Source organism: Desulfosporosinus acididurans, assembly GCF_001029285.1.
In the GTDB taxonomy this organism is placed as follows: domain Bacteria; phylum Bacillota; class Desulfitobacteriia; order Desulfitobacteriales; family Desulfitobacteriaceae; genus Desulfosporosinus; species Desulfosporosinus acididurans.
The window spans coordinates 35,498-52,471 of the sequence record NZ_LDZY01000016.1 but is presented as its reverse complement, the minus strand read 5'-3'; the positions used below and the strand labels follow the sequence as shown (position 1 = coordinate 52,471).

The window sequence follows — 16,974 nt, the reverse complement described above, 5'->3', positions numbered from 1 at the left end:
TCAGACATGTTTTTCATTGGAAAGGAGCAATTAATTTGAGCCTCCGATTGGTAATTGGCCGAGCAGGCAGTGGCAAAAGTACTCTTTGCTTAGAGGAAATCCGCCGGGAACTTCGGAACCAACCATGGGGAAATCCAATAATCCTGCTTGTGCCCGAACAGGCGAGCTATCAGATGGAAGTGGCCCTGGCCAATACACCGGATTTGGGTGGAAGCCTGCGGGCTCTGGTCTTAAGTTTTCGGCGCATGGGCTGGCGAGTTTTTGCAGAAACTGGCGGAGGACAGAAGATTCTAATTGGGGCTACTGGCAAACGAATGCTTTTGCGGCGAATTCTTTTAAAGCATCGTCTGGAACTTAAAGCCTTTGCCCGTTCGGCAACTCGACCCGGAATGGCTGACCTTCTGGCACAAACGATCGGGGAATTTAAAACCTATCGAATTACCCCTTATGATTTGCGTTATGTTAAAAGCAATCAAGAGATATTGGAAAATAAACTCCATGATTTAGCCTTAATCTACGAAGAATTTCAAGCATCTCTTGGACAAGATGTAAGGGATCCTGATGATGAGCTTTCCCTATTAGCCGCCAAGATTCCCATTGCGCCTCTTGTTCAGGGAGCCCAAGTTTGGATCGACGGTTTCAATGGCTATACTCCTCAGGAGCTTGAGGTTTTAAAACGCCTGCTTATGACGGCCGCTGATATTGTGATTACAATTCCGCTTGACCCGGACATTATCGCGAAGGAAAGGGATCTGGAAGAAAGCGCGTTAAAAATAGGGGAAGAGTTTTTTACAGGCCCCTGGCAAACTTATCAAGCATTGCAGCGATTGGCCCTGGAAACTGGAGTTCAGGTTCTGCCTCCGACAATACTTAAAACAGCAAAACGCTTTAACCATCCTTGGCTCGATTATTTAGAGAAGCATTATTCTACCTATCCTATGATTCCCTATAATCAAGCACCTGCTCCCGCTATAGATTCACCCGGAATTCAAATAATTTCCGCAGTCAATCGACGGGCAGAAGTCGAAGGGATTGCCAGAGAATTACGACGCTACGCTCGAGATGAAGGAATGTTTTGGAAAGACATGTCCGTTATGACACGTGATCTTCCGGGGTATCAGGAGTTAATCTCTCAAGCCTTTACATCTTACGAGATTCCCTTTTATATTGATCATAAACACACTATCCTTCATCATCCTTTCATCGAATTAGTTCTCTCGATCCTTGAAGTTGTTTCTAGTAATTGGGCGTACGAACCGCTCTTTCGCTGCTTGAAGACTGACTTTTTCCCGCTGCAAAGAGACGATATCGATCGTTTGGAAAACTATATTCTCGAGCATGGAATACACGGAGAACGTTGGAGAAACAATATCCCCTGGCGTTATCATCGCCAATGGTCGCTGGGTCAGAATGAAGAACAACTTGATCGTGAACAAAAATTCGAAGCTCAGTTAAATACCTGCAGATCAATTATCTATGAGCAAATTATTCCTCTATTCAATACGCTTGGTTCAATAAAGAAAAAAGAAGATTTAACGGTTCGGGAGATTACAGAAGCACTGTTTTCATTTTTAGAGAACCTCAACGTCCCCTTAACCTTAAAGAGGTGGGCGGAAAAATCTCTAAGCGAAGGAAAGCTGAGTGAAGCCAAGCTTCAGGAGCAGCTCTGGAACGCTGTTATCCAAGTCTTCGATGAAATTGTATCTGGTTTAGGTGACGAAACCTTGGACCTTGAGGAATATCTCTTAATTCTCACCTCAGGAATCGAAGCTCTTGAACTCGGGCAAATTCCTCCAGGAATTGATCAAGTCCTCGTTGGTTCCTTAGACCGTTCGCGCAATCCTGAGGTGCGAATTCAATTCATCTTAGGAGCCAATGAAGGAGTTCTTCCGGCCAGACCTGCTTCTGAAGGAGTTCTCGATGCGGAAGAACGAGAACAATTACAAAAAGAGGGAATTTCTCTCGCGCCTAAAGGGAAAGCTCAAATCTACGAGGAACAATTTTTTATTTATACTGCTTTTACAAGAGCGAGGGAAAAATTAGTAGTCTCGTATCCTCTAACCGATGAGGAGGGGAAAGCACTTACAGTTTCCTCTGTTATCCTGCGCCTCAAACATCTTTTTTCAATTTCCGAGAACTTTTTAGGCAATCAGGAAGCATTAGAATTGATTACTCAAGGGAACTCAGCCCTTCAATATTATGCCGATCAGTTACGACTTCTGCAGCAGCAAGGAGAGCCTCTGTCAACCCTCTGGCAAGCTGCTGAGAGATGGCTGGGTCAAGATCCTAATCATCAGCGGAAGCTGAACTATATTCGGTCCAGCCTAACCGCCAAAAACCAAGAACAACGAATTCCCCGTTCACTTGCACGCCGCCTCTATGGCAAGCATTTAAAGGCAAGTGTTTCCCGCTTAGAACAATTTTCCAAGTGTCCCTTTGGACATTTTGCCCATTATGGACTGAAGCTGCGTGAACGATCAACGTATCAACTTTCCCGACCGGATATGGGAGAATTTTTTCACACTCTTTTACATGATTTTGCTCAACAACTCCAGGAAAGAGATTTGGATTGGGGAAAATTGACAAAAGAAGAGTCCTGGGCGCTTGTCACGGAGTTAGCTGATCAACTGGCACCTCAATTACAACACGAAATTCTCTTAAGCAATGCTCGTTATCGTTATATCACTCACAAACTCAAACGCACAGTCCATCATGCCGTTCGAGTACTGGGAGAGCATGCACGGCGAGGCGTATTCCTTCCCATCCAATTGGAAGTCAAATTCGGTCCCAATGAAACACTTCCCGGAGTTGAGGTTCCTTTATCCGAAGGAGATTCCTTAGTTTTAGCGGGACAAATTGATCGGGTTGACGCTGCCTTCTTGCATGGACAAGTCTATTTAAGAATCCTTGATTATAAATCCCGTGAACAGACCTTGGCTCTGGATACCATTTACTACGGCCTTAATCTTCAATTGCTCACGTATCTAAGCGTTGCTCTGCAGGGAGCAGAGGTTTTATTGAATACGGTCAACCCGTCACCATTGCCTGCAGGTTTTCTCTATTTTCCTGTGCTTGAACCGCAGCTTGACGAAAAGTCTCCCCTCAGTCCGGAGGAAGCTGAAGAGAAAAAGCTAAAAGCCGTCAAAGTCAGCGGTTATTTATTAGCTGACCCCCAGGTTTTAGAAGCGATGGACTCTTCATTTGCCTCAGGGCAATCCGAATTGCTGGGCCTTAGATTAAATAAAGACGGTTCCTTTAGGAAAGGAGCCAACGTTCTCACCGAAAACCAATTTGCCATACTTCAACGTTATCTTTATCAAACCCTTAGGCAAAGGGGAGAGGAAATTCTTGCAGGCGAAATCTCCTTAAATCCTTATCGCCGAGGCAAAAGCACCGCCTGTCAATATTGCTCCTATCGACCCGTATGTCACTTCGATCCCTTCCTTCCGGAAAATCAATATCGGGAACTGCGTCCCTTAGACCAAGAAGATCTATGGAATCGTCTGAAACGTATCGACTCTTCAGCGGAGAATAATGACCTATCAACAAAAAGTGAATTACATTGGTTGGAAGGAGGAGATCATGATGAGTAAGCCTTCATGGACTGCAGAACAACGTACGGCGATTAATTTACGCGGACAACTCTTGGTAGCTGCCGCTGCCGGTTCTGGTAAAACCGCTGTGTTAGTAGAACGAATCATTAAACAAATCACAGATTTAGACAATCCTGTCGATGTGGATCGCTTTCTAGTCGTTACCTTTACCAAAGCGGCCGCTAATGAAATGCGGGAGAGAATTGGCAAAGCTATCGACGAGGCCTTGTTCCAGGAGGATGACATCCGTCAAGTCGAACATCTGCTCCAGCAGCGTGCTCTGCTGCAAAAAGCCAATATCACAACACTGCATTCTTTTTGTTTAGAGTTAATCAGAAAATATTTTTACCAATTGGATCTTGATCCAGCATTTCGAGTTGCCGACGAAGCAGAAATAACCCTCCTCCGCCAAGATGTCATTGAAGATCTCTTTGAAGCTTGGTATGACAAAGAAGACCCCGACTTTATCTCACTTATTGATGCTTTCGGTTCAGACCGAGATGATCTGGCAGTTATGGAACAAATACTGCATATCTTCGATTTTGCCCAAAGCCAGCCAAGCCCCTTGCGATGGCTTAATGCTCTTGATCAAGCTTATTTCTGGGATAACCTGGAAACTCTGATGGAGAGCGAATGGGGACAAATTATTCGTCAAGGACTTCTTGACACTCTTCAGGAAGCCTTAAACAATCTGAAAAGCGCTGAGCAAATCGCTCAAAAGCCTGAAGGCCCGGTCCAATATGCGGAAACATTACAAGATGATATCAATCGTGTGGAGATTTTAAAAAAACTTGTAAGCTCCAATTCATGGACAAAGAGCGAAATTCAAGTACAAGAATCCCTGAAATTCCCTAAATTAACGACTGCTCGTTCAAAAGGGGATAAACAATTGCAAGAAGAATGCAAAAAACTTCGGGATGAGGCCAAAAAAAAGTTAACAACACTTCGGAGCGAACTTTTTTCATATCCCCATGAGCGTCAATTAGAAGCTTTAAAGCCTATGGCAAAAATGGCTCAGACTATAGGCTGTTTAGTCTTAGAATTTTCCCGCAACTATGCGGAGGCTAAAAGGCTGCGCAACATTGTAGATTTCTCAGACCTTGAGCATTTTGCACTTAGCTTACTTGAAGAAGAAGAAAAAGGAACTGTTATTGCCTTGGAAATTCAGGATTATTTCCATGAAGTTTTAGTGGATGAATACCAAGACATTAATCCTGTTCAGGAACAAATTTTAAAACGTGTCTCGCGCCAAGATCGTTCTCCAAACCTTTTTATGGTTGGGGATGTAAAACAGAGTATTTATCGTTTTCGCATGGCCGACCCCGGTTTATTTCTGACCAAGTATGCGAACTTACCCCATTGGAATCCGGAATTAGACGTTGATACAGCATCGTCTGTCAAAATGGTGATTGATTTAAACCGCAATTTTAGAAGCCGTCAAGAAATTGTCGACGGCGTGAACTTTCTATTTCGTCAAATTATGACAAATGGTTCCGGTGAAATTACTTATGACGATCAAGCAGCCTTACGGTTTGGTGCCTCTTTTGTTAAAGGACAAGATTCAATCCCCACTGCCGAAGGGCCAATTGAAGTTCATCTTATCGATATAAAGAGCCTTAAGGACTCTTGGTCAAGAGAAACTTCCTCTCTGGAACTGAGTTCAAGCCCTGAGGAATTGACAAATCAAGAATCTTCCCAGGAGGAATTTGATAAAGCTAGAATTGAAGCACATTTTGTCGGCGAGAGAATTCAACAAATGGTGCAAAACTCTGAGTTCCAGATTTTTGATAAACATCTAGGAAATTTTCGCTCTGTTCAATATTCCGACATCGTTGTATTAATGCGTTCCTACTCAGCAGTAGCTCCCATATTCGTGGAAGAATTTCAAAAGGCAGACATTCCGGTTTATGCTGAGACGTCGACAGGTTACTTCGCAGCACATGAAGTGGAAATTATTATGTCTCTGCTTAAAGTTATCGACAATCCTCACCTGGATATCCCTTTGGCAGCAGTTCTGCGTTCGCCCCTTGTCGACCTCAACGGGCTGGAACTTGGCAAATTGCGGATGATCCTTCCGGAAGGGGACTTTTATGAAGCTTTGGCACTCGCTGCCTGGTCAAGTTTTGCCGAGGAATCTCTTACTGAGGACAACCTGACCATGTTTACCCAGATTTTGAGTTTGTATAACGATACTCTAGTGCTGCGCAAAGAAAAGGCCCGAGACATACTGGCCTCAGCTCCGCGCTTAAAGAAGAAAGCAGCTGATTTCTGGACAAATCTCCAAGAATGGCGTACTCAGTCCCGCCGTTTGTCGCTGTCTGAATTTTTGTGGTCACTTTATGAAGAAAGCGGGTATTTGGCTTATGTAGGAACATTGCCCGGGGGAGTTCAGCGTCAAGCTAATCTTCGGGTACTCTACGACCGGGCTAAACGCTTTGAGGCTACACGTTACCGGGGCTTATTCCGCTTTCTTAGATTTTTAGAGCGATTTCAGGATCAGGGCCATGACATGGGGAATGCACGTGCCTTAGGAGAGAATGAAAATGTTGTTCGCTTAATTACGGTCCATGCCAGTAAAGGACTAGAATTCCCAGTAGTCTTTGTCGTGGGCTTAGGGCGAAGCTTTAATTCACGAAGTCTAAAAGGAAAGCTGCTTTTGCACGCCCAATTAGGCCTGGGCATGCCAATCATTGACGTTGAAAATAACGTACGTTACCCCTCTTTGATCCAATATGCTGTTCAGCAGCGGCTGACTCAAGAGTCCTTAGCCGAAGAACTGCGTATTCTCTATGTTGCCCTTACTCGGGCCAAAGAACGGCTATTTCTATACGGGAATGTAGAAAACTTAGATAATAGTCTACTAAAGTGGCAGCGAATTTCCGACTGGCCAGAGGTCCCTCTGCCTGATAATCAACTTAGAAATGCAAAATCCTTTCTCGATTGGATTGTTCCGGCTCTAGTCCGTCATCCTTCACTTGGTTTAGGAAAAGAACAGGAACAATCGGTTTTAACTATTCCTGAGGCAAACTCATCGTGGGAAATTGTCTATCATCACAGCCTGGAATCGGAACAAGAAATGAGCCGCCAAGAAGTACTTATGCTTTCTCAAGAAGCAGAAGGGCAGGAGCAAAATTGCCTTGGCCAAACCAGTGAAGAAGCTAGCAAAATACCTGATGAGATTATAGCTGTTGAACAATGGTATACAGAGATCAATCGCCGCTTAAGCTGGAAATATCCCCATCCCGTAAGCCAGGTTGCTAAAACCAGCGTTTCGGAGTTAAAACGTCAGCATAACTGGTATGCCGATGATGAGACTCCTCAACACCACAGCCTTCAGGCAAGGGAAGGCCGGATTCTCAGGCCCAAATTTCTGCAATCGTCTCACTCCTTTACAGCTGCAGAACGAGGAACTGCTCTGCATACCGTAATGCAGCATTTGCCCTTTAAGAATTGGGGTTCAGCCTGGCTGAAGCTGGAAGCGGCGGATCAAACAATCCAGATCAAGGAATTGCTTAATCGACTCGAAGCGCAGGAAATTATCACCACAGAACAAAAGAAGACGATTGAACCTCTGAAAATCCTTCAGCTGCTCCATACGTCCCTCGGGTTACGTCTTTTCAGTTCTGATCAAGTTCTGAAGGAACTTCCTTTTACTATAACTTTTCCACCTCAGAAACAAGCTCAAACGAATATCCTGGTTCAAGGAGTCATAGATGTAGTCATGATCACTAAGCAGGAACAGGAGATCAGGGCAGAAATTCTAGACTACAAAACAGATTCTCTGAGGAAGGAAGAAAAGGACCCGGAACAACTTCTCAGAGATCGCTATGCCCTTCAACTGACACTTTATGCTTTGGCCATAGAAAGGCTTATGGGCATAGAGGTTACTCAGTGTTCTCTTTATTCCTTTTCTTTAGGGAAAGAAATCATAATTGCTAATTCTCGGCGCTTAGAAATACAGCAATCCTTGGAAAGTGAACTCGTTCAGCTAAGCTGAACATCGAGACTTCGGTGACGAAAGTGTCCTGTGGACGCTTTCGCCGAAAGCGCCTAACCCATAACAAATGCTATCGCGCTGAAGGATGGACTCTACCCCCACCGAAGCAGAGTACGGGGGGACCCACTCCCACTTATAGAAGTGGTAGTCTTACGATTGGATAAACTATTTTTATGATACTAGCCATATATTCTTATTGAATAATTAAATTCTTCTATAATATTTTGGCATTTCAAGAAAGGAATTTTAAATTATTTGGCGAATTTAAGTAATAATGTCCCTTGTGATTGTTGTAACTATTGCAAAGAGTAAACATGAAAGAGGTGTTATAATGAGTCAAAATAAAGTCGGTGCTGTGATGATTGTAGGCGCTGGGATCGCCGGTATTCAATCTGCACTTGATTTGGCAGAGTCGGGATATCTGGTTCATTTGGTAGAAGAATCGTCGGCCATTGGTGGAACTATGCCAATGTTAGATAAGACATTCCCTACAAATGATTGCTCTATGTGTATTTTGTCTCCTAAGTTAGTTGAATGCGGACGTCATCTTAACATTCGCATTTACACCAATTCCCAGGTGATTAAAACCGAGGGAGAAGCAGGAAACTTTAAAGTTACTATTAAACAGCAGCCACGTTTTGTCGATATTGACAAATGTACCGGCTGCGGATCCTGCGCAGAAGTGTGCCCAGTAAAAGTTGATGATGAATTCAATCAAGGCATTGGAAAACGCAAGGCCATTTATAAACAGTATTCACAAGCCTTTCCTAATGCCTATGCTATTGATCCTCAGAAATGTCTCTATCAAACTATGGGAAAAGCCAAAGGGAAAGATATTTGCAAAAAGTGTCTCAAAGCCTGTCAGGCTGGTGCTATTAACCATGATATGGAAGTCAAGGAAATTGAAATTGAAGTTGGTTCAATGATCCTGAACCCCGGCTTTAAAGTCTTTGATGCTGCTTCTTTAGAATATTATGGATACGGCAAAATTAAAAGTGTCCTTACCAGCTTGGAATTCGAGCGTCTCTTAAGTGCCTCCGGACCTTTTGACGGTCATTTGGTCCGTCCCTTTGATCAGAAAGAACCGCAAAAGATTGCTTGGATTCAGTGTGTGGGTTCCAGAAATGCTAAGATTAATAAAAATTATTGCTCCGGCGTTTGCTGTATGTATGCCATCAAAGAAGCGGTCATCGCCAAGGAACATAGTCATATTCCTGTTGATACCACAATTTTCTTTATGGACATGAGAACACCGGGCAAAGATTTTGAAAAATACTACAATAATGCTAAGAATAATCAAGGTGTACGCTTTATCCGTTCCCGTATTTATGAAGTCACTGAAGCTGAGGACGGTTCGGGTGATTCTGTCATTCGCTATTCCAATGAAGACGGTCAAATTTCCACTGAACAATTCGATCTCGTTGTTCTTTCTGTTGGCCTGGAACCGGGAGAAAGTTCCAAAGCTTTGGCCGAAACTTTAGATTTAAAAGTCAATAAGTTTGGCTTTGCTGAGCTGGAACCTCTCACAGGTGTTAATACTTCACGAGAAGGTATCTTTGCTGCAGGAGCTTTCAGCGGCCCGCGTGATATTCCGGAAACAGTAATGCAGGCTAGTGCTGCCGCAGGGGCTGCTTCCGCCTTATTGTCGCAAGAGCGCGGTACTCTCGTCAGTGAAAAAGAATATCCTGCTGAGAAAGAAGTCGCCGGAGACGTTATCCGGACAGGAGTTTTTATCTGCCATTGCGGAGTAAACATTGGCAGTGTTGTTAATGTGCCGGAAGTTGTAGAGTATGCTAAAACTCTGCCAACCGTTGTCATGGCAACTGAGAAAATCTACGCTTGTTCACAAGATGCTCAAGCTTCTATGAAGGAATTAATTGAGGAATATAAACTCAATAGAATTGTCGTTTCTTCCTGCAGTCCACGGACTCACGAACCATTATTCCAAGAAACGCTCAAAGAAGCCGGCTTAAACGCCCATTTGTTTGATATGGCCAATATCCGTGACCAATGTTCCTGGGTCCACATGAATGAACCTGAAAAAGCTACCGAAAAGGCGAAAGACCTGACCCGTCTGGCTATCGTCCGTGCTTCAATGCAGCAGCCTGTTCAACCGGTATTTATGGAAATGAATCACGATGCTTTAGTCGTCGGAGGCGGAGTTGCCGGAATGACCAGTGCTTTATCCTTAGCTGATCAAGGGTTTGTTGTTCATTTGGTTGAGAAAGCTCCCGAACTCGGCGGTATTGCTAAACGCTTCTCCACCGGATTCCGCGGGGAAGATATCAAAGCATTCCTGGCGGAGTTGGTCGGACGTGTCAGCAGTCACCCGAAAATCACGCTGCATGTTGGCAAAGAAATTAAAGATGTTGGAGGTTTCTTAGGAAACTTTACCACTACCCTGAACGACGGTGAACAACTTCGTCATGGCGTTGCCGTCATAGCGATCGGCGGCCAAGAATACCAGCCGAAGGAATATCTCTACGGTCAAGATTCTCGTGTTATGACCCAAATTCAAATGGATGAAGCGCTCGTTCGGCATGATGATCTCGTAGCTAAAGCCCAAAATTTTGTGTTCATCCAATGCGTTGGCTCTCGCTGCGAGGAAAACCCTTATTGCAGCCGTACTTGTTGCACCAAATCTGTTAAATTGGCCTTAAAAGTTAAGGCTAAAAATCCATCAGCTAATGTCTTCGTTCTATATCGGGATATGAGAACTTACAGCTATTTTGAAGAAGACTATGAGCTCGCTCGCAGAAGCGGGATACTCTTCGTCCGTTATAGTGAAAACGATAAACCCGTTGTGAGCAAAGAAGGGGAAACCCTCGTCGTAACGGTTAAGGATCATGTTCTCGATCGCCCCATCGAAATCGAAGCGGATGTCATTTGCCTGGCGGCTGCTATTAAAGCGCCCGAAGATGGCAAAAAACTCTCCAAGTGGTTCAAAGTACCTCTTAATAACGAAGGCTTCTTCTTAGAAGCACATATGAAATTAAGACCTGTTGACTTTAGTACTGACGGTGTCTTTATGGCCGGTATTGCTCATAGCCCCAAAAATATGGAAGAAGTCATCTCCCAGGCTAAAGCAGCTGCCGGACGTGCCGGTGTAGCCTTATCGAAAGAACAAGTTGAGTCCGCAGGTTTGACAGCCTACGTTAATAAACGCAAGTGCACTGCTTGTGGAACTTGTGAAGCCGTATGTTCAGCTAAGGCCGTATCTGTTGATTTAGAAAACCGTGTTGCCGTAGTAAACGATGCACTGTGTAAAGGCTGTGGAGCATGTGCCTCCAGCTGTCGCTGCGGTGCCATCAATCTTAGAGGATGTACCAATGAGCAAATCGTAGAAATGTTAAACTTCTTCTAAAATTGAGCTGCGTTAATAAGGCTAAGGAAAGGTAGATGTTTATGGAAGAACGTCAAGTAAACGTATCTGATACGGATAATAAAACATACCAGCCTAAGATTGCCGCCTTTTTATGCAACTGGTGCAGCTACGCCGGCGCCGATCTTGCCGGTGTCAGCCGCTTTCAATATCCTGCGACAATCAGAACTATCCGCGTCCCATGTTCTGGGAGAATCAACCCCTTATATCTCTTAAAAGCTATGGCTAACGGAGCCGATGGAGTCCTCGTTTCTGGATGTCACCCTGGTGATTGCCACTATATCAGCGGTAATTATGTTGCCCGCCGAAAATTCGCTTTAATTAAATCTCTTCTAAAACATGTTGGCTTAGAAGAAGACCGAGTCAGTTTCTCCTGGGTATCAGCAGCAGAGGGGGTTCGCTTCTCTGAAGTAGTAAAAGGAGTAACGGAGCGTGTTGCAGCACTGGGACCCAATAACGGTGTATTTAAAGTAAAGGACGGGGGTGGAACGGATGAGTAGTGTCACTGAAGAGATCCGAGAAACGGCCCGCCAATTACTGGCCGACGGAAAAGTTGACGTAGTCATAGGATATGAAAAAGGTTCTTTGCCGCTGAAAGCAACACCTTGCTTTGTACGGACAGTGCAGGATGTCGACAAACTCATTTGGGATGAAACCTGTGAAAACAATTTAGCAGCTTTTTCTTATAAAATTTCGGGAAAGAAAGCTATTATCACTAAGGGCTGTGACAGCAGAGCTTTAGTTGTACTCCTGCAGGAAAACCAATTAGTTAAAGATGATTTATATATTATTGGAGTTTCCTGTCAAGGGGTTGTTGATAAGAGAAAGATTGAAAATGAACTTGGGGAAATTATTGAAGCTACTATTGCCGACGGAAAAATTTCAGTAAAAGGTATGTCGGGAAGCGGCGAGTTCACCTTTGCTGAAGTAAAGGATGCGACATGCCAAACTTGCCGTTATCCTAATCCGGTCATTGAAGACATTCACCTCGGGGGAACTGTAGAAGTTCCTGAGCAAGCGGTCTTGTTTGCCGATGTTCTGGAGATGGAAGCGAAATCTGATAGTGAACGTGAAGCTTACTTTGGTGAGCAAATGGATAAATGCATTCGCTGCTATTCCTGCCGTAATGCCTGCCCACTCTGTTATTGCCAGGAATGTTTCGTCGATTGCAATACTCCTCGTTGGTTAACAGGCGGAGTCAACCGTGCCGAGAATCTGTTTTTCCAAGCAGGACGTGTACTCCATCTTGCCGGCCGCTGTGTTGATTGCGGCACATGCAGCAGAGCTTGTCCCCAGGGAGTCGACATTCGAGCTCTAAATCGTAAGATGAGCCGCGATGTGCTGGAAATGTACCAACATGAATCCGGGATCAGCGAAGATGTTAAACCAGCTCTTAATGTATACAGCGGGGATGACCCTGAAGCGTTTTTGGTAAAGGAGTGAGGTGAAGACATGAAGATAAGTAAAGAAAAATTTGGTCAATCCGTAGATGCTTTGTCCTCAGATTACAGACTCATTGCTCCGGTCAGTGAAGCAGGCGGAGTGAACTACAAAGCGGTCAAGAGCTTTTCAGATGTTAAACAAGACTATCTCAATTCCAAACTTCCTCCTAAATCGTTATTCTTTCCGCAGCATGAAAAACTTATATCCTATGTCAAAAACGGTAAGGATGTTACTGTTAAAAACGAACTGAAGGTCGAGAAAACGATCCTTTTTGGCGTAAGACCCTGTGATGCAAAAGGACTGCTTCTTCTGGACAAGGTTTTCAAGAACGATCAATATCAAGATCCTTACTACTATGAGCGTCGCAATAACACCGTCGTAATTGGTATGGCCTGTAAAACTATTGCACCAACCTGTTTCTGTTCTTCGATGGGTCTTTCGCCTGCCAGCAGCGAGGGTGCAGACATTTTCCTCATTGATTTAGGAGATTCGTATGACCTCGAAATCATTACGGAAAAAGGGAAAGCTTTATTGGGTGATTTAGGCCTTTCCGAACTAACGGCTCAGGAACAAGCATTAGTGGACGCTGTCAAAAGCGCTCAAACCACGAGTCAAGTCGATGTTTCCACAATTACGGAAAAACTGGACAAAATGTTTGACAACCCTTATTGGGAAAACCTGCAAGAAAAGTGCTTAGGCTGCAATACCTGTTCCTTCTCCTGCCCGACTTGCCACTGCTTTGATATTTCTGAAGAAGTGTGCCAAAATTCCGGGAGCCGCGTAAGAACTTGGGATGCTTGCATGGCGCCGCTCTTTACTCTGCACGGATCTGGTCATAATCCTCGAAGTACTCAAAAAGCTCGCTGGCGCCAACGGATGATGCACAAATTTAACTATTTTGTGCATAACAACGGGGACATCGCCTGCGTCGGCTGCGGCCGTTGCATTCGCAGCTGCCCTGTAAATATGGATATGCGTCAGATCATTGATGGCGTAAACAAAGCAGAATTGGTGGTGGAATAATGGAACAGAATCCTTATCTTCCAATAACTATGAAGCTCACTAAGAATTTAGTTGAGACCGAAGATAGAAATATTAATACCTTTACCCTGGAATTTCTTAATAAACAAGATGAGGAAAACTTCAAATATATGCCCGGCCAGTTCGCAGAACTCAGCGCCTTTGGCTATGGGGAAGCACCCTTTGGAATTGCGACTTCTCCCACCGAACCTGGCATTTTGAAATTTTCTGTTGCTAAAGTTGGTTGTGTGTCTAATGCTCTTCACTTGATGGAAGAAGGGACCATGGTAGGCGTCCGGGGACCGATGGGAAACTATTATCCTGTCGAAGAGTTTAAAGGAAAGAATCTTGTGATTATCGGCGGCGGCTTTGCCTTTACAACCCTTCGCGCCTTAGCTGTATATATGTTGGATCCAGCCCATCGCGGCGACTACGGGGATATAACGGTTATCTACGGAGCAAGAAACCCCGGCTTATTGCTCTATAAGGAAGAATTAGCTGCCTGGGAAAATAATCCCAACATCAATCTTGTCACCACCATCGACCGTCCGGCTGAAGGCTGGACAAAGCATGTTGGCTTTATCCCATCTATCACCGAGCAAGTAGCTCCCTCGTCAGTTAATACCTATGCAGTAGTATGCGGACCACCGGCAATGATTAAATTCACCTTGCCTGTCCTGGAAAAGCTGAATTTTCCGCCTGAACGCATCTACACATCATTAGAAATGCGCATGAAATGCGGACTGGGAATTTGCGGCCGCTGCAATATTGGCACTGAATATGTCTGTAAAGACGGACCTGTCTTTTCAATGGCTCAATTAAAAGATCTTCCTAGTGAATATTAATAATAGGCCGGAGGTGAATTAATCGTGGGAGAACCTATTAGAGTTAAAAGCTTAGATCCTACCTTACGTCATGAGATCGCCGGGATCTTGAAAAAATACGATTTCTCAAACTGCCTTACCTGTGGTATGTGTACAGCAGGCTGTATTTACAGTGATTTGCATGAAGATCAAGATCCACGCAAATTTATCCGCAAAGTAGCACTCGGCATGCGTGAAGAAGCAGAGAATGATCCATTTGTTTGGAATTGCACTATGTGTGAACGGTGCACCGTTGAATGTCCCATGGGAGTCAACATCGCAGCGATTACGAGAGCGTTTCGCGGCAAGACACCGGTTCCGCCTGGGCATTTACAAGTTATCGCTGACGACCATATTCGTACAGGAAATCAAATGGGTGTCGAACAAATCGATTACATTGAGACCTTAGAGTGGATTGAAGAATTGCTTCAAGCACAGCTTAAGGATCCGAGTTACAAAATTCCTCTTGATAAACCCAATGCAGACTTTATGTTTTGCTTTAATGCCCGTGAAATTAAACACTATCCTGCCGATTTACAAACCATTTTGCATGTTTTCCATGCAGCTAAGGCGAACTATACCATTAGCACCAAACGCTGGGATGCTACCAACATTTGTTTGTTTACCGGTAAAGATGATGAATTCTGTGAAATATCACGCCCGCTTTTTGAAGAAGCACAAAGGTTAAACCCTAAAGAAATTATCGTAACGGAATGCGGCCATGCTTTCCGGTCAACAAGACAGTTTGCGCGCAACTACTGGGATGGGAAACCAATTCCAGTACGGCATATTGTTGAAATATATGCCGATTGGATTAAAGAAGGCAAACTAAAACTCGATAAAACGAAAAACACGGTTCCCGTAACCATGCATGATCCTTGTAATACGGTTCGTAAAGAAGGCGTCTATGAACCTCAACGTTATGTTATTAAGAATACTGTTATGGATTATCGCGAAATGAATCCCGAAGGCAAATACAACATCTGTTGCGGAGCCGGCGGAGGAGCCTTAGCTGTAGCAGCAACGAAGCAAATGCGGATGATTAAGGCCAAGCCGAAAGTTGATCAATTAGTGGCTACCGGGGCAAAGATCGGGTGTATCCCTTGTCACAACTGTATTGACCAATTTAATGATATGAATAAATTTTATAAACTTGGAATGAAAATGGAACACCTTAGTGCTTTGGTCGAAAACGCTTTAATTGAAGATATTCCGGAAGACGCACCTGAAGAAACCTCAAACTAATGGGATATTAACTCATCTGCTTATTTAAAGTATGCTTAAAAGATCCCGTCGGACAACACCAAGTCCGACGGGACTTTAATTCTATTGCATAATACAATATTTACATAATTGTCTGTCTTTGAACAAAAAATGAAACGGTTTGCAGGAAATATACGATTTAAGGAGAAATTATAGCAATTAGTATTTATAGTAAAGGTATTAGGAAATACTAAAAATGATTGAATAAAGAGAAAGAAGGGGTTATATTATGCGAAATAAGGAAATGTTGCTCATTCCTGGGCCAACACCCGTTGTGGATGAAATTTATGATGCATTGTCCAGTGAAACCTACGCTCATACGGATCCGCGCTTTGTCAAAGTATTCAAAAATAGCTTAGACCAAACGAAAAAGCTTTTTAACACGGATGGCGAAGTCTTTGTTGTTGCTGGTTCAGGAACGCTTGCCATGGAGATGGCCATTATTAATACCGTTGCTCCCGGCGAAAAATTGCTCGTAATTAGTCACGGCTATTTTGGCGACCGCTTCATTCCTTTAGCTAAGGCGTTTGGCATCCAAGTCGAAACGATTCAAGCTGAATGGGGGCAGCATGTCCGTAAAGAGGTTGTTGAAGAGAAATTAGCCTCAGGAGACTTTAAAGCTGTAACAGTGACTCACGTTGATACCTCGACTGGTATCATGGCCAACCTGGATGAATTAGTTCCAGCTGTTAAGAAGGCCGGCGCACTTTTTATCCTTGATGGAGTCTGTGCTGCTGCTGCAATTGAAGAAGATATGCAAAAAACCTACGGTGATCCCTCTTATACTATTGACGTTGTCTTAACCGGATCGCAAAAAGCAATTGGCGTTCCGCCCGGTCTTGCCATCGTGGCCTTTGGACCAAGAGCTCTGGCAGCACGTGAAGCGATAGCTGATGTTCATGGATACTATACAGACATCAAAAATTGGCTTCCTATTATGAAAGACCCAGGCAAATATTATGCTACCCCGCCTGTCAACATGATTTATGCCTTTAACAAGGGAATGGAACTTGTTATGGCTGAAGGATTAAACGAACGCTACCGTCGTCATGCTGCCTTAGGGAAAGCTGTAAGAGCTGGTTTAATGGTTTATGGAATGAAGCCTTTGGCTCCTGAGGCTATTGCTGCACCGACGTTGAGCTGTGTCCTTTATCCCGAAGGCGTTAACGATGTAGAATTTCGTAAACGACTGGCTGAGAGAGGTATGGTCATTGCGGGGGCATTGGCTTCATTAGCAGGGAAAGCCTTTCGCATCGGTCATATGGGCAATGCCACAGAAGACATGTTTGTGAAAGCATTACAAATCGTAGGGGAAACTCTTAACGAAATGGGACATGAAGCAAATATTGACAAGGCAGTTGCTGAATTTACAAAAATTTATCATGCTCGCTAAAAGAACAATAGGGATTAATA

At 44.1% G+C, this 16,974-nt stretch carries 9 protein-coding genes; all 9 read left to right on the top strand.

Features of this window, described 5'->3' with window-relative positions; genetic code table 11:
• Positions 1-35: 35 nt before the first annotated feature.
• The 9 genes from addB (at position 36) to DEAC_RS18775 (ending at position 16,954) form a co-directional block, all read left to right on the top strand.
• The gene (addB, locus tag DEAC_RS18815; RefSeq protein WP_047811624.1) at positions 36-3,593 is read left to right on the top strand and encodes a helicase-exonuclease AddAB subunit AddB; all 3,558 of its coding nucleotides are present in this window, start codon (positions 36-38) and stop codon (positions 3,591-3,593) included.
• Entirely contained in the window at positions 3,586-7,590 is a 4,005-nt protein-coding gene (gene addA, locus DEAC_RS18810) for a helicase-exonuclease AddAB subunit AddA (protein WP_047811623.1), read from the top strand. The genes addB and addA overlap by 8 nt, the downstream gene beginning before the upstream one ends.
• Before the next feature lie 331 nt (positions 7,591-7,921).
• On the top strand, positions 7,922-10,954 hold the full coding sequence (locus DEAC_RS18805; protein ID WP_047811622.1) for an FAD-dependent oxidoreductase: 3,033 nt from the start codon (positions 7,922-7,924) through the stop codon (positions 10,952-10,954).
• Between the two features lie 35 nt (positions 10,955-10,989).
• The gene (locus tag DEAC_RS18800; RefSeq protein ID WP_427846279.1) at positions 10,990-11,472 is read left to right on the top strand and encodes a hydrogenase iron-sulfur subunit; all 483 of its coding nucleotides are present in this window, start codon (positions 10,990-10,992) and stop codon (positions 11,470-11,472) included.
• Positions 11,465-12,415 carry a 4Fe-4S ferredoxin gene (locus tag DEAC_RS18795; protein ID WP_047811621.1) on the top strand — a complete coding sequence of 317 codons (951 nt, stop codon included), beginning with the start codon at positions 11,465-11,467 and terminating at the stop codon, positions 12,413-12,415. The genes DEAC_RS18800 and DEAC_RS18795 overlap by 8 nt, the downstream gene beginning before the upstream one ends.
• 9 nt (positions 12,416-12,424) lie before the next feature.
• Positions 12,425-13,438: a 4Fe-4S dicluster domain-containing protein gene (locus DEAC_RS18790; protein WP_047811620.1), complete on the top strand. Its 1,014-nt coding sequence runs from the start codon at positions 12,425-12,427 to the stop codon at positions 13,436-13,438.
• A complete protein-coding gene (locus DEAC_RS18785) occupies positions 13,438-14,280 on the top strand; it encodes an FAD/NAD(P)-binding protein (protein ID WP_047811619.1) in 843 nt (280 codons plus the stop codon). The genes DEAC_RS18790 and DEAC_RS18785 overlap by 1 nt, the downstream gene beginning before the upstream one ends.
• Positions 14,281-14,304: 24 nt before the next feature.
• Complete coding sequence (locus tag DEAC_RS18780) at positions 14,305-15,543, top strand: (Fe-S)-binding protein (RefSeq protein ID WP_047811618.1); 1,239 nt, start codon at positions 14,305-14,307, stop codon at positions 15,541-15,543.
• Positions 15,544-15,790: 247 nt separating this feature from the next.
• Complete coding sequence (locus tag DEAC_RS18775; protein ID WP_047811617.1) at positions 15,791-16,954, top strand: pyridoxal-phosphate-dependent aminotransferase family protein; 1,164 nt, start codon at positions 15,791-15,793, stop codon at positions 16,952-16,954.
• The last annotated feature ends 20 nt before the right edge of the window (positions 16,955-16,974 follow it).